Raw genomic sequence first — 15,597 nt, forward strand, 5'->3', positions numbered from 1 at the left:
TTCGCGCATCGGGCTGCCGGGCCTCGACCGTCAGAATCAGTTTAGGGTTTAGCCGCTGTCGCAGCCGGCGCCATGCGAACTTCGAACGTCTTATCCGAAGCGCCGGCCGCGGGCTTGGCCGCTCCTTGCCGCGCGGCGCCGGTTTGATCGCCGATCGCGCCGCTCGTCGCGCCGCCCGTGACGGCGGCACCGGCTGGCGCCCCGCGGGCCGGCAGCGCGGCTTGCGTGTCGAGAATGCGTTGCTTCACTGCCGCGATCGATTGATCGTCGTACGTGTATTCGATGCCCGCGCGCTGGCGTGCGAGCGTGTTGTCGAGCGAGACGCCGAGAAGCCCCGCCACCGCGGCGGCCTTTCCCGGGGTCGCCGCGCCTTGCATCAGTGCCGCGTCGCGGTGCGCGTGAAGCCGGGCGGCATTGCGCCGGAGCGCCATCGGCGAGCGCATCGCGAGCAGCATCGGCACGGCCAGCAAGGGGCCCAGCTCGATCTGCGCGGCAAGCCGCAGCACCTCCTTCGCGCACGCCGCCGCGAGTTCGGCCGGCAAGTCCGGCGCACCGAGCTTTTGCGCCGCGAGCAGTTGCATCGTGGCCGCGAGCGGCTGGCTGCGCGCGGCGGCCTTGGCCCGGCCCGCCTTGCCGATCGCGAACTTGCGCGGTTTGTCGCGGCCTTCGCCGGACTGACGGCCGTCGCGCCGAGGCTGCCCGTCGCGCGGCCCACTCTGCTGCGGCTGCCCATGCTCCTCGCCCTGCTGATTCGAGCCGCGATCGTGTCCATGGCCGTTGCGATGCTGTTGCTGCCCGTCGCCGTGTTGCTGATCGCGCTCGCGCTTTTGCTGCTGTCCGTGCTTTTGCTGCTGCCCCTGCTCGTGCTTGCGTTCGTGCTCGTGCGGGTGTTCGTGCTCGTGCCGGGGCTCGAGCGCGTGCTGATCGTCCGGCCGTTCGTGAGCCGAGGCCTCTTTACCCTGTGCCTTCGCCGAGCCCGGCGGCCGCGGCCGTTGGCCGAGCTGGCGCATCAGCTTTTGCGCGGAAGGAGGCGGCGGCTTGTGCAAGCCTTCGGCAAAACGCTTGCCGCGGTAGAAAGCGGCGGCGAGCATCTTGTTGTGCTGCATGCGCGCGCGCTGCATCTTCGTGTGCTGCACCTTCACGCCCGTGAAGCCGCGCGCCTGGGTCATCTGCCCCATGTGCTCGGCGCCGGCCTGCGCCTGCTGCGCGAGATCGGCGGCGTGGTGGCCGTGGTTGTTGCGGATCGGCGAATTCACGACGGCACCGCGAGCGTGATGATCTGATTGGCGAAGCGCAGGATCGCGGCGGCGCCCCAGGCGCCGAACATGAGCACGGTGGCCACGACGGCCACGAGCTTCACCGCGTACGAGATGCTTTGATCCTGCATCGACGTGATGGCCTGCACGAACGAAATCGCGAGGCCGGAGAGGGCGGCGACGGCCACTACCGGCATCGAGACGGACAGGCAGAGCAGCAGGCCCTGCGAGGTGATGCGAACGAGCGTATCGGTTTCCATGGCGCGTGCCTCAGCGATAGGTCATGACGAGACCGTGAATCAATGTGGACCAGCCGCTCATGACGACGAACAGGAGCAGCTTGAACGGAATCGCGACGTTCGTCGGCTGGACCTGATTCAGGCCCATCGCCATCAGCACGTTGGCGATGACGAGATCGACGACGATGAACGCGATGTACAGCAGGAAGCCGATCTTGAAGGCGTCGGCCATCTCGGTCAGCGTGAAGGCCGGGGCGAGCACGATGAGGTCGTCCTCGCGGATCTTCGCCGCCATGTCCTTCGGCCAGACCACGGCTGCCGAGCGCACGAAGAACCGCTTTTCGCGCTCGTGCGCGTGCTTCTTCAGAAAGGCGCGAAACGGCTCCTTTGCCGCATCGAATGCATCGAGCACGACGAGCGACGTGTCGCTGCCGGGGGTACGGTGCATCGTCTGCATGGTTTGCATGGCCTGCATGCCGATCGGCGCCATCACGTAAGCGGACACGAGGACCGCGATGCCGTTGAGCACCATGTTCGGCGGCACCTGCTGCACGCCGAGCGCGTTGCGCAACAGCCCGAGCACGACCACGATCTTCGCGTACGAGGTCGCGACCATGGCGACGAACGGGATCAGGCTGATCGCGACGACGGTGATCAGCAGCCCGGTGAGATCGCTAAACTGAACCATGGCCGCGCGACAGCTGAACGAGACGCACGCCGAGATGATCGCCGACGCTCACGAGTTCGCCGAAGCCGATCGTCTGCCCGTAGGTGACGAGCCGCACGCGCGCATCGGGCAGCGCGGTGGGAAGCTCGAGCACGTAGCCCGCGCGCAGCGCCGAGAGCTGGGCGACCGGCATCGACACCGTGTCGATCTCGAGCTTCAGCGGCAGGTCCAGCTGGCTGATGTCGACGGGCGTGTCGATCGAATCGGTAAGCGGCGCGTTGAACTGCGTCTCATGGCTCATGGTGGGGTCCTCGTTCAAGGTCATCAGATGGTGGGTGACGTCTGCCACGGCGCGCAGTTGCCGCGTCCCGTAGCGGCCCCAGACGACTTGCATCGGGGTGGATGAACGCTCGCTCGCGAAGAGCGCGCGGGTGGCTTCGGGTACGGCGCGCAAGATGACGTCCCCCGCGCGCAGCGAATCGAGCGTCGTCACGCTCATCGTTTTCTCGCCGATCCGCAGCCGGCCCGGTACGGCGATCTCGCTTACGTGCGTGGCGAACGGCGTGCATTGCCGGGCCACGAGCGTTTCGAGCGCGTCGAGCCAGCCGCCGTCGATGTGCTCGATCACCGCATCGAAGCGGCTATCGCCCACGCGCAGCGAGAGCGCGCAGCAAGGCGCGTTCAACGGCGCACGCGCGGCCCGCTCGAGCGAGACGATTTCCACGCCGTCGAAGCCGAGCGCTTGCAGCGCGCGCCGCAGCGGATCGAGCAGGATGGCGCACACGGCATGGCGCAAGCGCTCGTTCACGGGCTCGTCCGACGCGACGACGCTCGCGAGCCCCGCGTGCTGTCCGACGTCGATGCGCACCGCGGCCGTCTCCATGCCCCAGCGCACGCGCACGACGGCGGCGCGCTCCGGCGCCACGAAATCGTGCGTACCGACGCCGAAGGCCGACACGCCGAGCGTGTGAGCGAGCAGTGCGCTCAGGCGCTCGTCGACGGCGAGCCGATGCAGGCGCGCGGTGGCGGCCGCAAGCGCGGGCAGCCGCGCGGGATCGAGCAAGACGGCCGCCGCCGGCGCTTGGGCGCCTGCCTCGGCGTGGTCTGTCAGTAGCGTTCGTGTGGTATCCATATTGGTTTTACGTGACGATGATCTCGACGCTGCGCGCGCCGTCGAAGCGGTTTTGCATCACTTCCTCGAGGCTCGTGCGCAACGTCGCCGCATGCTGTGAGATTAGTTCGCGCGAGCGTGCGTCCGTGGTGTCGAAGCGAAGCGTCAATTGGAAATGCGAAAGCGCGAGGCTCAACGTGCAGCCTGGCAGCAGCGCCGGATCGATGGGAATCGTGATCTGCCAGTCGCCGCTTTCGAACACGATCGGATTCGCGCAGAAGTCCGACACCTCGGCGACGATCGAATCGACGAACCGGTGCATGTCCTGGCCCGTGCGCGCCGGTGCCCGCACGGCGGCCACGACGTGCGGGCCGCCCGCTGTCGGGCGCTGCGGCTCGCGCGCGGCGTGTACGCGCGGCATGTGCGGCATGTGCGGCATGTGCGGCGCGGCCGTCGCTGGCCGGGCGTTGGGCGGCCGCTGCGGGGAAAGCGGCGCCGCGCCGCGCGCCGGCATCGGCATCGGTGCGGGCATTGTCGAATATGCCGGTACGTGCATGAGCCCCTGCATGGCCGAATGCACCGGCAGGCGCATCGTCGAATGCATGGGCGGATGAATCGTCGCCGGTACCGGAGCCGGCACCGGCGACGCCGATCGAGCGTGCGCGGCAGCGTCGTCGCGTTCGTCGCCGGAGCCGGCCGGCGCGTCGTCGTCGCGTTCGCCGCTGCCGGCATCGTCGCGATGTTCGTCCGCGGCGAACCCGGCGACCGCGTAGCGCGGATCGGCTTGCTCGGCGAATGGAGGCTCGGCCGGCGCGGCGCATGGCTGTTCGTCGCCGGGCGTTTCCGACGCGCCGGCGTGCACGCCGGCGCGCAGGCGCTGAAAAAGGGCGGCCTGACGGCTCAACTGCGCGGCCGGCATCTCGGGTGCAGGGTCGGTGTGCGTGGCCGGCGCCGCGATGACGCGGGCGCGATGAGGGGCGGAGGAATGCATGGCGCGGCTCGCTCGATCACATCGCCAGGCGGCCGACGGGCTGGAGATCGACGTGCGAGCCGAGCTCCTGGTACGAATACACGGGCAGCCAGGGCAGCCGCGCCTCGATCATGCGCTTGATGTAGCGCCGGATGTCCATCGACGCGACGAGCGCCAGCGGCTGCCGCGGCGTATCGCCGACGATGTCGGCGATCTTGCCGACGAGCTGGGCGATTTCGTCGGGCGGCAGCGCGAGGAAGTTGCCCGTGGGGGTCTGTTTGATCGACTGCCGGATGTGCTGCTCGACCTGAACGTCGACGAGTACGACGGGCAGATCCCGCACGCCACCCGTCGCGCGATAGGCGATGAGCCGGCCGAGCTCCATGCGGATGTATTCGGTCAACATCAGCATGTCCTTCTCCTTCGGTCCCCAGACGATCAGGCTTTCGGTGATGCTGCGGATATTGCGCACGGGCACCTCTTCCTCCAGCAGCCGGCGCAGCACGTCCGCCATCTTCTGCAGCGGCAGTGCCTTTTGTACCTCCGCGACGAGGCCCGGGTAGTCCTCGTTGAGCTGATCGAGCATCCATTGCGCTTCCTGAATGCCGAGAAAGAGATGGGCGTTGCGCCGCAACAGGTCGATCGTGTGGCGCGCAATCAATGCTTCCGGTGTCGCCGCGGCGGCAGGCGCGTCCGCGGCGCCGCCGTCGGCCGCCGCGTGTACCGCGCGCGTTTCGGCGAGCGTCGTGCGCCCTTGCGGCACGTCGAAGAGGAGTACCTCGTAACTGTCTTCGGGCAGCGTGCCGTCGGTCCACATCATGATGCCGGGGAACGGCAGGCCGACTGCCGATTGCAGCGCATGGCGCTGGGCGTCGAACGCGCGGTCGAGGGCATCGGCCGCGAGACGCGCGCTGACATCGGCTGCGAGGCGCACGCCGAGCGGGCACGTGAACTGCGGCGGGCGTGGCAGGATCGACGGCGCGTCGCCCTTGGCGCCGGCGCGCTGCAGTGCCCCGACGGGCTTGCCGGCGCCTTTGGCCGGACCATCCTGCTTTTTCTGCAGACGGTAGCCGACGAAGCCGAGCAGCCCGGCGAGCAGCGCGAAGAGCGCCGCCGGAAAACCGGGCACGGCGGCGAAGCCGAGCAGCAGCAGCGCGGCGAAGAACAGCGCGCGCGCGCTGCTCGTGAACTGGCGCCTGATGTCTTCGCCGAGGGAGGAATTTCCATGGTCGCCGCCTTCGTCCACGCGCGTGATCATGACACCCGCGGCCACCGAGATCAGCAGCGAGGGAATCTGCGAGACCATGGCGTCGCCGATCGACAGGACCGAGAAGCGGTTGGCCGCCTCCCCGGCCGACATGCCGTGATAGGCGACGCCCACGGCGATGCCCGCGACGATGTTGATCATCGTGATCATGAGGCCGGCGATCGCATCGCCTTTCACGAACTTCATCGCGCCGTCCATGCCGCCATGCAATTGGCTTTCGATGGCGAGCCTTGCGCGTTTCCTGCGCGCCTCGTCCGGCGTCAGGATGTTCGCGCGCAGGTCGGCGTCGATGCTCATCTGTTTGCCGGGCAGCGCGTCGAGCGTGAAGCGGGCCCCCACTTCGGCGACGCGCTCCGAACCCTTGGCGATCACGATGAACTGCACGACGGAGATGATGACGAACACGACGAGGCCGACGACGAGATTGCCGCCCACGACGAGCTGGCCGAAGCTTTCGATGATTTCGCCGGCATCGGCATGCAGCAGGATCGACTTCGTCGACGCGATGTTCAGCGAGAGCCGGAAAAGCGTCGTGAAGAGCAGCACGGACGGGAACGCCGAGAGCGTGGCGATATGGCCCACATACATCGTCACCATGAGCAGCGTGATGCTGATCGTGATGTTGATCGCGAGCAGCCCGTCGATGATCGCGGGAGGCAGCGGCAGGATCATCAGCGAGACGATCGCGATCAGCAGGACGGCGATGCCGGCCTCGCCGATGCCGGGCAGTTTCATGGTCTTGAACATGTCCACTACTCCGTGGTGGCGGTTTGAGGCGCGAGGCCGTCCACCCAGCGAAGAATCGCGGCGACGACTTCGAACAGTTCTTCGGGAATCGGCTGATTGAGCGGCACCTTGTGCAGCATGCGCGCGACGGGCGGGTTCGCGACGATGGGCACGCGCGCGTGCATGGCCTGCTGGCGCAGCCGCAGCGCCTGCTCGTCGACGCCCTTGGCGAGGACGACGGGCAGCGGAAACTCCGCCGGGTCGTAGCGCAGCGCGACCGCGTAGTGAACCGGGTTGACCACGACGACGTTCGCGCGCGCGACGCCGCCTTTCGGGCCTTCCTGCGATATCTCCCTGGCCATGCGCTTGCGCTCGCCCTTGAGTTCGGGGTTGCCTTCGCTCTCCTTGTGCTCGCGCTTCACCTCGTCCTTCGACATCCGGTTCTTGCGGATGAAGAGCCACTTCTGCAGCTTGTAGTCGAACGCGCCGATGACGACGAACACGCCGAGCGCGACCACGACCACGTGCATGAGCACGGACCACAGCACGCCGATCAACTGCGGTACCGAGTGATCGAGCGCGCTCGCCACCACGGGCATCGCGCTTTTGATCGTCTGCCACATGACGGCGACGAGAATCGCGGCCTTGCCGACCATCTTCGCGAGGTCGATGGCGGAGTTCATCGAGAAGATGCGCTGAAAGCCGGACCCGGGGCTGACCGACGCAAGCTTCGGCATGACGGCTTTCAGCGAAAACTTGAGCCCCGTCTGGGGGGCGAGCGCGATGATGGCGGCGACGAGCGCGACGGCCGCGATCCCGCACAGCAGGCCAAGCGCCTGCAGGCCGACATGAACGAGGACGGTCCAGAGGTCCTGCAACTCGCGCTCGCCGTGAGTGAAATCGATCGCCTCCTTGACGATCGCGCGCAGCGTATCGGCCAGATAGTGCTGGCCCGCCGTCAGCACGAGCACGATCGAGCCGAGCGACGCGACTTCGACGAGGTCGGAGCTCTTCGCGACCTGGCCTTCCTCGCGGACTTTGTCCAGCTTCTTGTCTGTGGGCTCTTCGGTTTTTTCGTCGCTCATGACCGCTGTCCTTCGCTTGTCGCAGGCGCGCACCCGGGATGGGGCGCCCCGATGCAACGTTAGCGGCGCCGCTGTATCCGGCGCGAGGGCGATGCGAAGCAACGACGAGGGCTGCGAAGCAAGGCGGCGCGGCGGCGCGTCGCTCGGGCGCGGGCCACGTGAGCCAGGCGACCCGCGCGGCGGGCACGCGCGAAGACGTCCGCGAACGCGGCACGCGCCGCCGTCCCTCGCATGCGGCGCTTCGCAATTCGTTGTGCGACTTCGTGCCGGGCACGTGGCGTATCCATCGTGTTGCGTAACTTAGCGTCAACGGAAGGCCACGCCTCATCGGGTGCGGCCCATCGGATCGAATCTGATTTCCTTGGGGGAAAGGATGGACGTTCTGAAGGATCGGCCGCAGTGCCCATCGGGAGTCGTCGGCGCGGTCGTCGACCTGGTCAGGGTGGCATTGGCCCGCGCAGGCACACCGGAGCAAGTCGATATCGACGATCTCGAGCACCTCGTCGAAGTGCTGCATCTGCTGCGCCCGGATTCCGCCGAATTCGCGTTTTTCGACGGCTGGCTGCATATGGTGCGCGAGGAATGGAGCGAGGCCGAACGGCTCTTTCGCAATCTGGTCGAGCGCTCGGTCTGCGTGCCGGCCAGCAAGGGAATGTTGCTGCAGTGCCTGAAGGCCCGCCAGGAGTTCGGTTGGCAGGAGGAGGCCCGGCGCCTCCTGGAGGAAGGCGGCAACGAAGAGGTTGAACGGCTCGCGAAGGTTCTGCTTGCGAGCGAGGAGCTGAAGCAGGCGGTCGCGACCGCGAAGCGCACGGGCCGCTTCGTTGCGCCGGATTCCGCGCTCGCGTTCGAGAACGGAGCGCATGCCGAAGACGGCGAAGCGGTCGCGACGCCGTCGTCCTCATCCAGCGACATGCTGCTGACGATGCAGTACATGCGTGTCTGAGCCTGTTGCCCCTACCAGGAGAAACGAAATGAGCATCACGACTGCATCGCAACTCCAGTACGAACTGGCCCGCGTCACGGGCACGACGCCCGCGGCGCCGACCGCGGACGCGGTATCGCAGCCGCTCGTCGACAAATTCCAGGCGATGATGGCTTCGGGGCGCCAGCATGCGGCGGCCTTGCACCCGACCGAGCGCGCGGACCTCGTGACGAAAGCGGTCGAGGAGCAGGCGGACTATTACCGGCAAGTGCCGAACGACGTGCTCTATATGACTCAGCACATGAGCGCGCTGTCGATGGAGCGCCTTGCCGCCGCCGACATGACCATCCAGCTCGAGATCGCCAGCCTGAACGCCGATCTGCAGGTGAAGATGGCAACCGTGCAGTCGTCGAAGGACGCCGTGCAGACGCTCATGAAGAACCAGTGAAATGAAACCGAACCTCGTGCCTTCGAGGCCGCCCTCCGCATGGCGGCTCGTCGCGGTGGCGGCGCTCGTGCTGTCGCTTGCGGCATGCAAGCAGGAGCTCTACGGGCAATTGACCGAAAGCGACTGCAACGAAATGGTGGCGGCGCTGCTGATGTCCGGCGTCGACGCGCAAAAGAGCACGCCCGATGGCGGCAAGACCTGGTCGGTCGGCGTCGACGAAAAGCAGATCGTGCATGCCGTGGAAGTGCTGCGCGCACGCGGCCTGCCGCGCAAGAAATTCGACGACCTCGGCGCGCTGTTCAAGAAGGACGGGCTCGTTTCCACGCCGACCGAGGAGCGCGTGCGCTTCATTTACGGTTTGTCGCAGGAACTCGACGACACGTTGTCGAAGATCGACGGCGTGGTCGTGGCGCGCGTGCAGATCGTGCTGCCGAACAACGATCCGCTCGCGCAGTCGGTCAAGCCGTCGTCCGCATCGGTCTTCATCAAGTACCGGCCGGACGCGAATCTCGAGCGGATGACGCCGGCGATCAAGAACCTGGTCGTGCACAGCATAGAGGGGCTGACCTACGATCAGGTCAGCGTGACGAGCGTGCCGGCCGATGCGCTCGATCCACCTGCCCACCCGCATCGCCAGGACGGCTGGATCGTCTATGCGGGCGGCGCACTCGGCGTGCTGCTGTTGATGATCGCCGGCGGCTTCGCGCTCTTGCGCGGCAACCTGCTCAAGGGCGGCGGCGGACTGGCGGGCCTGCTCGCGCGCCGGGCGGGGCGCGCGGCGAAAGCGCCGGCATGAGCTTCGATCCGAACGATCGCATGGCCGGCACGGCAAGCAGGGGGAGCACACGATGAGCGCATACGACGCAGCCGATGCAGACGACGCAACCGCCGACAGCGTTGCCGCCCCGAACGGCGAGACGCCGGCGGCCGTCGCGGCGAGGCTGGCCGCCTACCATCAGCGCCGGCGTACGCTGTTCGACTGGATGCATCCGGGCCGCCTTGCACGCGTGCCCTGTGCAGACCGGCTCGGCGCATGCGGCCCCGCGCAGGCGGAGGCGCTTGCCGATGCGCTGCTCGACGAATGGGGCATGCCCGTGCCGCCGCTTGCCGCGTTCGACGCGCCGGAAGCGGCGCTTGCCTTGCTGCCGGCGCACGATTGTCTGACCGTGTTCCGCCTGCGCGCGCTCGTGGAGCAGGCGGAGCCATTGCGCGCCTGGATCGACCGGCCGCGTCGCGAGAAGTTGACGGGCTGGATCGGGGCGCGCGGCGTCAATCTGCTCTTCGCGCGCGGGCGAGAGCTTGCGGGCGAGGCGCGCTCGCTGGCCGCGCGCGCGCACCCCGCAGCATCGGTCATGCCAGTGCCGCTCGACGCGGCCGATGGCGACGTCCTCGCGTGGCTCGGCTTTCGGCTTTTCGAGCGCGACTGCCGATGGGCGCCGGGCGGCCCGCTCGCGATCATGCGGTGGGCCATGCCGGCGCGCGACGATGAAGGGGCGTTGCCGTCCCTTTCGTTGCCGCCGTCACTACCGTCTTCGGAAGGCTCGAGCCCGAGCCTTTCGATCGTCTCGCAACTGCCCGACTTGTTTCCGGAGTGGTCATGGTGATCTGGTTACGCAATCCGCAGGCCGAAGGCACGGACCTCGGCGTGGGAGTCGAAGGGGACGTCCTGCGTCATGAACGCCTCGCGGCGATCGTCGAGATCGATGCGGCGTACGCCGAGATGCGCCGGCAATGCGACGAGGCGCTGGACGCGGCGCGCGCCCAGGCCCGCGTGCTGCTCGACGAAGCCCGCGCCCGCGCGGAAGAGCTCGCCGAGCGTGCGGTGCGTGAGTTCGCGCAAGCGGCCGAGCGGGGCTACGACGATGGTTTGCGGCGGGGGCTGACCGATTGGCACGAACGCGCGGCGGCCGCGCACGCCGAAGCCTGCCGGCTCGCGCCCGGGCAGCAGGACCGGCTGGCCGAACTGGTCGCGCTGGCGGTCGAGCAGATCGTTGCGTCGGCCGATCCCAAGGCGCTTTTCGCGCGCGCGGCCGCGACGGTGGAGCGGATCGTCGCCGACGGCAGCCCCGTTCATCTGCGTGTTCATCCGTCGGATCTGGCCGCGGCGAGCGCGGCCTTCGACGAAGCGGCCGCGGCGTGGCGCGAGGCCGGGCGCGCCGTGCGGTTGCGCGTGGCGGCCGACGCGACGCTTGCGCCCGGCGCATGCGTCGCCGAAACCGACCTGGGCGCGATCGACGCGAGCTTGTCGTTGCACTTGGCGGCGATGCGCGACGCCCTGGCGCGCGCCGTGCGAAGCGTGGCGGAGGAGCCCTCGCGGGAGGCGCCGAGTGCGCGGCCCGGGGATGACGCACAAGCGGTCGACGCGCAGGCCGGTTTCGCCGGCGAGGATCTGGCGGACCCGGATGCGCGCGCGGACGACGGCGGCGATGGCGGCGAGGGCGGCGAGGGCGGCGAGGGCGGCGACGGCAACCTCGGCGACGAAGAAGGTTGGCAGGACGATGCCGCGGCCCTGCAAACGGCGGGGGACCTGCACGACGAGGGTTGGACCGATGCCGCCCATGCCGACGCCGACGCGATGTCCATCTGAACGGGCCTTCGCGCGGCACGTGGAAGAACACATGACAAGGAAGGGAGCGCCATGATCGACAGCGCGGACAGTTTCGGAACCGATGAAGCGAGCGGGGCGCACATCGCGCAGCCGCGGGCCATACGCGGCTTCTCGGCGCTGATGGAGGCGATGGAGCGCGAACTGCGCGCCCGCGCGCAACCCGCGGCGTGCGGCAAGGTGCAGGAAGTGATCGGCACGCTCGTACGCGTATCGGGCCTCGACGCGACGCTCGGCGAGCTATGCGAGCTGCGTTCGCCCGAAGGCGCGTTGCTGCAGCGTGCCGAGGTGGTCGGCTTCTCGCGCGACGTCGCGCTGCTCTCGCCGTTCGGGCGGCTCGGCAGCGTGTCCCGGGCGACACGCGTGGTGGGGCTCCGGCGTCCGCTTTCGCTGCGCATCGGCCCCCGTCTGCTCGGCCGCGTGATCGACAGCCTGGGCGAGCCGATCGACGGCAAGGGGCCGCTCGAATGCGACGAGTGGCAGCCCGTCATCGCCGATCCGCCCGATCCGATGTCGCGGCCCGTCGTCGATACCCCGATGCCGACGGGCGTGCGCGTCGTCGACGGCATGATGACGCTGGCCGAGGGCCAGCGCATGGGCATCTTCGCGCCGGCCGGCGTCGGCAAGAGCACGTTGATGGGCATGTTCGCGCGCGGGGCGCGCTGCGACGTCAACGTCATCGCGTTGATCGGGGAGCGCGGCCGCGAAGTGCGCGAATTCTGCGAGCACATTCTCGGGCCGGAGGGAATGGCCCGCTCGGTCGTCGTCTGCGCGACATCGGACCGCTCGTCGATCGAGCGCGCGAAGGCCGCTTATGCGGCAACGGCGGTGGCCGAATACTTCCGCGACCGCGGCATGCGGGTGCTGCTGATGATGGATTCGCTGACGCGCTTCGCGCGCGCGCAGCGCGAAATCGGCCTGGCGATGGGCGAGCCGCCGACGCGGCGCGGCTTTCCGCCGTCGATCTTCGCCGAGCTGCCGCGGCTGCTGGAGCGCGCGGGCCGTTCGGAGCTCGGCTCGATCACCGCCCTTTATACCGTGCTGGCCGAGGACGAATCGGGCGGCGACCCGATCGCCGAGGAAGTGCGGGGCATTCTCGACGGCCACATGATTCTTTCGCGCGAGATCGCGGCACAGAACCGCTATCCGGCGATCGACGTGCTCGGCAGTCTTTCGCGCGTGATGACGCAGGTGGTGCCGCGCGAGCACGTGGCGGCGGCGGGGCACGTGCGGCGGCTGATGGCCAAGCACAAGGAGGTCGAACTGCTGCTGCAGGTGGGCGAGTATCAGAGCGGCACCGATGCGCTTGCCGACGAAGCCATTGCGAAGATCGACGCGATTCGGGCTTTCCTCGGCCAACCGACCGATCTGCTCGTCGACCCGAGCGACACGCTCGCGGCCCTCGGCGAGATCGTGCAGTCCTGATGCCGGAGGCAAGCGATGAAAGACCGCCGCGTTGCCGCGTTCGAGCGCGTGCTCTCGCGTCGCCGCCAGCTCGATCGCAAGCTCAATGCGGCGCTCGGCGGTTTGCGCGGCGAGCTGCAGGCGCTCATGGACGCCTTGGACGAAAGCCGCGCGGCGGTGCGCGCGCATGCGGCCGAGCTCGCCGCGCACGACGGCAAGATCGACGCGATGCTGGGCGGCGTTTCCTTCCGGGCGAATGAGTATCTGAAGCTGCGCGAATTCCGCTCGCACGCGGCCGAGCAGCACGCGATGCTCGAGGCCCGGGCGGCGCAGGCCGCACAGGCGCTCGCGGCGAAGGAGGCGCAGATCGGTGCGCTGCGCACGGAGATCCTGCGCAACCGTGCCCGCATCGACATCTACGGCAAGCGGCGCGACACGCTCGTCAAGGGTATCGAGCTCGCGATCGAGGACGCGCAGGACGAGGAAACATCGGAGAGTCGCCGGCCCAGTCCGGCGTTTTGAAGCGGCGAGCGCGCTCGCCAGCCGGCATCCATTGAGCGACAGGTGACTGAAATGAGCGAGATTACATTCGCATCGATCGAATCGAGCCATCAGCTGGTCAGGTTTTTGATCGTGCTCGGCCTTTGCAGTGAACGATTGATGGTCCTGATGATGATTTTTCCGCCGACGTCCGACAACGTCGTGCAAGGCCGCGTGCGCACCGCGCTGGCGCTGCTGTGGGGCAGCTTCATCGCGTACGGGCAACGCGGCCTGCTCGAGCAGGGCGATGCGACGATGCTCGTGGGCATCGGGTTGAAGGAGGCGCTGATCGGCGTCGGCCTCGGCTTCGCGGCGTCGACGGTGTTCTGGGCCGCCGAAAGCGTCGGCACGTACGTCGACGATCTGACCGGTTTCAATCAACTGCAGATGCAGAACCCGAGCCAGGGGCAGCAGACGTCGCTGACTTCCACGCTCCTGAGCCAGTTCGCGATCGCGGCGTTCTGGTGTCTGGGCGGCATGACGTTTCTGCTCGGCGCGATCTACGAATCGTATACCTGGTGGCCGCTTGCGAACCTCACGCCGGCCGGGGGGGCGGTACTCGAATCGTTCGTGCTGGGGAAGACCGACTCGCTGATGGAAACGGTGGCGAAGCTGGCCACGCCGATGATGCTGATGCTGCTGCTGATCGACATCGGCTTCGGCTTTACCGGGAAGGTGTCGCAAAAGCTCGATCTGCCGTCGCTGGCGCAGCCCGTGAAAGGCGCGCTCACGATTCTGATGCTCGCCCTGATGGCGGCGATCTTCATCGATCAGGTACGCGATCAACTGTCGCTCGTGGGCATCGCGGCCGAGGCGAGGGCGCTCGCGGGCGGCAAGTGAAACGCGGTGAATGCGCGAGCGCGCGCAAGTATGCGTTCGCCGATGGCGATTGGCCGAAAAAGCTTGGAGAAAAACATGATCGAGGCGTTGAGCGACAACGCGATCGTCACGGGGATGATGCACGTGCTGTGGGCCGGTGCGGTGCTCGATACGTTTTCGGACGTTCAGGACCTGCTCGATGCGATGGCGGTGCTGCGTCCCGGGAGCGGCGAAATGCGCGAGGTGCTGGCCTGGTGGCATGTGCGTGCACGCGCCTGGGGCGAGGCGCTGACCGAATTGCGCCGGGTGGAGCGCGACGGCACGCTGTCGTCGCGCGGCATGGCGCTCGCGGCTGTCTGTCTTTACGCACTTGGCGATGCATCGTGGCGTACCTATGCGTACGCGGCGGCGTACAAGTCTGATGACCCGATGGCGACGCGCACCGCCCAGGCGCTGCTCGCAGCGCCCGCGATCGGGCGTGGATAGCCGCCCGCGGCTGCGTCAAGCGGGGACCGGCCGTCTGCCCGGCCGGCCGGTTTCACGATGACTCGCCGCGGCCCGAAGCAAGGTTTGCCTCGATCCACGATGCCACGTCGGTGACCGGAATGGCGTGGCGTTGATTGAACGTCCCGCGCTTGTCCCACGCGACACCCCGCCCTTGAGCGAAAGCGGCACGATACTTCCGCATCATGTTGTGTGGGTCCCGCGCCAGTTCATCCAGCAAGTACGCCTCACTCCACACCGCACGGCTGAAAGGGCGGCCGAGGCCCGCTTGCAGCTTGTCCGCGACCTCACCGTAAGTCACGGTGTCGCCGGCCAGATACACGATCTCGTTCCGGATACGAGGTTGGGCGAACACGATCTCGGCAGTCAGTGCGCCGATATCGTCGGGCGTCGTCAGCGTCACGGCGGTGTCGAGGCTGCCCAACGCGTGGACCGTGTCGTTTTTCAGGTCAACGACACCGAAGTCCGGCTCGAACAGATAGCTCATGAACATGCCGGTCGAGATGATGACCCACTCGGTGTCGTGCTGACTGCGCAGCAATTCGCGCACGTCCAGCTGTGCGTCGAAGATGTCCTGCGGACTGCCGCGACCGATCACGTCGAAATCGACCCCGAACTGCCACGGGAAGTACCTCGGGATTCGCGCCTGCAATGCAGCGCGTGCCAATTTCATCGGCGTGTCGATTCCGGCCGTAATGCCCGCGCAACCGATTACCGTGTCATATCGCGCGAACAAGACAGCGAGTTCATCGATGGAACGCTTCACGAAATCGCCTATGACGATCTCGATCCCAAGATCCCGAATCTCCGCGATATCATGCCGCTTGGCGGGTGCGCTGGATTCGACGGCACTGGCGCGCAGCAGCACGCTGATCTTCGCGCCAGTCACGTCCTTCGCCCGGCGTGCAAGACTGCGTAGCACCGGGAGGCCGAGTTCGCCGGCACCGAGCACGAGAATGTTTCGAGACGTAGCGTCAGGATCTGTTCGGTTCATCGTTTAGCCCATCAAGGAATGCGTGGCGGCAGTCTAGCAA

General features: G+C 67.7%; 18 protein-coding genes. 10 read left to right on the forward strand and 8 right to left on the reverse strand.

Annotated elements, in window-relative coordinates; genetic code table 11:
• Nucleotides 1-41: 41 nt before the first annotated feature.
• Nucleotides 42-1,121, reverse strand: a complete 1,080-nt coding sequence (locus CFB52_RS20335) for a helicase (RefSeq protein ID WP_257220549.1) — start codon at nt 1,119-1,121, stop codon at nt 42-44.
• A 6-nt stretch (nt 1,122-1,127) separates the two neighbouring features.
• Between CFB52_RS20335 and CFB52_RS35160 the strand changes: the two genes are divergently transcribed.
• Nucleotides 1,128-1,283: a hypothetical protein gene (locus CFB52_RS35160; protein WP_257220550.1), complete on the forward strand. Its 156-nt coding sequence runs from the start codon at nt 1,128-1,130 to the stop codon at nt 1,281-1,283.
• Here CFB52_RS35160 and sctS read toward each other — a convergent pair.
• The 6 genes from sctS to sctU are packed head-to-tail and all read right to left on the reverse strand — an operon-like array spanning nt 1,253 to nt 7,321.
• The gene (gene sctS, locus CFB52_RS20340) at nt 1,253-1,516 is read right to left on the reverse strand and encodes a type III secretion system export apparatus subunit SctS (protein WP_059582636.1); all 264 of its coding nucleotides are present in this window, start codon (nt 1,514-1,516) and stop codon (nt 1,253-1,255) included. The two genes, CFB52_RS35160 and sctS, sit on opposite strands and share 31 nt — an antisense overlap.
• A 10-nt stretch (nt 1,517-1,526) precedes the next feature.
• Complete coding sequence (sctR, locus tag CFB52_RS20345; RefSeq protein ID WP_059582633.1) at nt 1,527-2,183, reverse strand: type III secretion system export apparatus subunit SctR; 657 nt, start codon at nt 2,181-2,183, stop codon at nt 1,527-1,529.
• Complete coding sequence (gene sctQ / locus CFB52_RS20350) at nt 2,170-3,294, reverse strand: type III secretion system cytoplasmic ring protein SctQ (RefSeq protein ID WP_099317277.1); 1,125 nt, start codon at nt 3,292-3,294, stop codon at nt 2,170-2,172. The genes sctR and sctQ overlap by 14 nt, the downstream gene beginning before the upstream one ends.
• 7 nt (nt 3,295-3,301) lie before the next feature.
• Nucleotides 3,302-4,264: a type III secretion system protein SctP gene (sctP, locus tag CFB52_RS20355; protein WP_099317278.1), complete on the reverse strand. Its 963-nt coding sequence runs from the start codon at nt 4,262-4,264 to the stop codon at nt 3,302-3,304.
• A gap of 16 nt (nt 4,265-4,280) precedes the next feature.
• Complete coding sequence (locus CFB52_RS20360; RefSeq protein WP_059583109.1) at nt 4,281-6,257, reverse strand: FHIPEP family type III secretion protein; 1,977 nt, start codon at nt 6,255-6,257, stop codon at nt 4,281-4,283.
• Nucleotides 6,258-6,262: 5 nt separating this feature from the next.
• Nucleotides 6,263-7,321: a type III secretion system export apparatus subunit SctU gene (sctU, locus tag CFB52_RS20365; protein WP_059582625.1), complete on the reverse strand. Its 1,059-nt coding sequence runs from the start codon at nt 7,319-7,321 to the stop codon at nt 6,263-6,265.
• A gap of 373 nt (nt 7,322-7,694) precedes the next feature.
• On the opposite strand from sctU, the gene CFB52_RS20375 reads away from it, so the two are divergent.
• The 9 genes from CFB52_RS20375 to CFB52_RS20415 all read left to right on the forward strand — a co-directional run bounded on the left by CFB52_RS20375 (nt 7,695) and on the right by CFB52_RS20415 (nt 14,545).
• On the forward strand, nt 7,695-8,264 hold the full coding sequence (locus CFB52_RS20375; RefSeq protein WP_059582619.1) for an HrpB1 family type III secretion system apparatus protein: 570 nt from the start codon (nt 7,695-7,697) through the stop codon (nt 8,262-8,264).
• 28 nt (nt 8,265-8,292) lie between these two features.
• Nucleotides 8,293-8,691 (forward strand): serine kinase, encoded by a 399-nt coding sequence (locus CFB52_RS20380; RefSeq protein WP_060311186.1) that lies wholly within the window; start codon nt 8,293-8,295, stop codon nt 8,689-8,691.
• A gap of 1 nt (nt 8,692) precedes the next feature.
• The gene (gene sctJ, locus CFB52_RS20385) at nt 8,693-9,487 is read left to right on the forward strand and encodes a type III secretion system inner membrane ring lipoprotein SctJ (RefSeq protein WP_099317280.1); all 795 of its coding nucleotides are present in this window, start codon (nt 8,693-8,695) and stop codon (nt 9,485-9,487) included.
• A 187-nt stretch (nt 9,488-9,674) separates the two neighbouring features.
• On the forward strand, nt 9,675-10,295 hold the full coding sequence (locus tag CFB52_RS20390) for a type III secretion protein HrpB4 (RefSeq protein ID WP_257220553.1): 621 nt from the start codon (nt 9,675-9,677) through the stop codon (nt 10,293-10,295).
• Nucleotides 10,289-11,278, forward strand: coding sequence for a type III secretion system stator protein SctL (sctL, locus tag CFB52_RS20395; RefSeq protein ID WP_099317885.1), 990 nt, complete (start codon nt 10,289-10,291; stop codon nt 11,276-11,278). Before CFB52_RS20390 ends, sctL begins: the two co-directional genes overlap by 7 nt.
• Before the next feature lie 51 nt (nt 11,279-11,329).
• The gene (gene sctN / locus CFB52_RS20400; protein WP_059582606.1) at nt 11,330-12,721 is read left to right on the forward strand and encodes a type III secretion system ATPase SctN; all 1,392 of its coding nucleotides are present in this window, start codon (nt 11,330-11,332) and stop codon (nt 12,719-12,721) included.
• 15 nt (nt 12,722-12,736) lie between these two features.
• Entirely contained in the window at nt 12,737-13,222 is a 486-nt protein-coding gene (locus CFB52_RS20405) for a type III secretion system protein (RefSeq protein ID WP_059582604.1), read from the forward strand.
• Nucleotides 13,223-13,273: 51 nt separating this feature from the next.
• On the forward strand, nt 13,274-14,080 hold the full coding sequence (sctT, locus tag CFB52_RS20410) for a type III secretion system export apparatus subunit SctT (protein WP_059582601.1): 807 nt from the start codon (nt 13,274-13,276) through the stop codon (nt 14,078-14,080).
• Between the two features lie 75 nt (nt 14,081-14,155).
• On the forward strand, nt 14,156-14,545 hold the full coding sequence (locus CFB52_RS20415) for an HrpB1 family type III secretion system apparatus protein (protein WP_059583107.1): 390 nt from the start codon (nt 14,156-14,158) through the stop codon (nt 14,543-14,545).
• 52 nt (nt 14,546-14,597) lie between these two features.
• Here the strand turns inward: CFB52_RS20415 and CFB52_RS20420 are convergent, their stop codons facing one another.
• Nucleotides 14,598-15,557: an aromatic alcohol reductase gene (locus CFB52_RS20420; protein WP_059582599.1), complete on the reverse strand. Its 960-nt coding sequence runs from the start codon at nt 15,555-15,557 to the stop codon at nt 14,598-14,600.
• Nucleotides 15,558-15,597 lie beyond the last annotated feature (40 nt).

Source organism: Burkholderia sp. AU18528 (genome assembly GCF_002223215.2).
Lineage (GTDB): Bacteria > Pseudomonadota > Gammaproteobacteria > Burkholderiales > Burkholderiaceae > Burkholderia > Burkholderia semiarida.

Excerpts from the sequence above, each read along its gene's own strand:
- sctT (WP_059582601.1), top strand. The coding sequence starts at position 13,274 with ATGAGCGAGATTACATTCGCATCGATCGAATCGAGCCATCAGCTGGTC.
- sctP (WP_099317278.1), bottom strand. The coding sequence starts at position 4,264 with ATGCATTCCTCCGCCCCTCATCGCGCCCGCGTCATCGCGGCGCCGGCC.
- sctL (WP_099317885.1), top strand. The coding sequence starts at position 10,289 with ATGGTGATCTGGTTACGCAATCCGCAGGCCGAAGGCACGGACCTCGGC.
- CFB52_RS20405 (WP_059582604.1), top strand. The coding sequence starts at position 12,737 with ATGAAAGACCGCCGCGTTGCCGCGTTCGAGCGCGTGCTCTCGCGTCGC.
- sctN (WP_059582606.1), top strand. The coding sequence starts at position 11,330 with ATGATCGACAGCGCGGACAGTTTCGGAACCGATGAAGCGAGCGGGGCG.
- CFB52_RS20375 (WP_059582619.1), top strand. The coding sequence starts at position 7,695 with ATGGACGTTCTGAAGGATCGGCCGCAGTGCCCATCGGGAGTCGTCGGC.
- CFB52_RS20360 (WP_059583109.1), bottom strand. The coding sequence starts at position 6,257 with ATGTTCAAGACCATGAAACTGCCCGGCATCGGCGAGGCCGGCATCGCC.
- CFB52_RS20390 (WP_257220553.1), top strand. The coding sequence starts at position 9,675 with ATGCATCCGGGCCGCCTTGCACGCGTGCCCTGTGCAGACCGGCTCGGC.
- CFB52_RS20420 (WP_059582599.1), bottom strand. The coding sequence starts at position 15,557 with ATGAACCGAACAGATCCTGACGCTACGTCTCGAAACATTCTCGTGCTC.
- sctJ (WP_099317280.1), top strand. The coding sequence starts at position 8,693 with ATGAAACCGAACCTCGTGCCTTCGAGGCCGCCCTCCGCATGGCGGCTC.
- CFB52_RS20335 (WP_257220549.1), bottom strand. The coding sequence starts at position 1,121 with ATGCAGCGCGCGCGCATGCAGCACAACAAGATGCTCGCCGCCGCTTTC.
- sctU (WP_059582625.1), bottom strand. The coding sequence starts at position 7,321 with ATGAGCGACGAAAAAACCGAAGAGCCCACAGACAAGAAGCTGGACAAA.
- sctS (WP_059582636.1), bottom strand. The coding sequence starts at position 1,516 with ATGGAAACCGATACGCTCGTTCGCATCACCTCGCAGGGCCTGCTGCTC.
- CFB52_RS20415 (WP_059583107.1), top strand. The coding sequence starts at position 14,156 with ATGATCGAGGCGTTGAGCGACAACGCGATCGTCACGGGGATGATGCAC.
- sctQ (WP_099317277.1), bottom strand. The coding sequence starts at position 3,294 with ATGGATACCACACGAACGCTACTGACAGACCACGCCGAGGCAGGCGCC.
- CFB52_RS20380 (WP_060311186.1), top strand. The coding sequence starts at position 8,293 with ATGAGCATCACGACTGCATCGCAACTCCAGTACGAACTGGCCCGCGTC.
- sctR (WP_059582633.1), bottom strand. The coding sequence starts at position 2,183 with ATGGTTCAGTTTAGCGATCTCACCGGGCTGCTGATCACCGTCGTCGCG.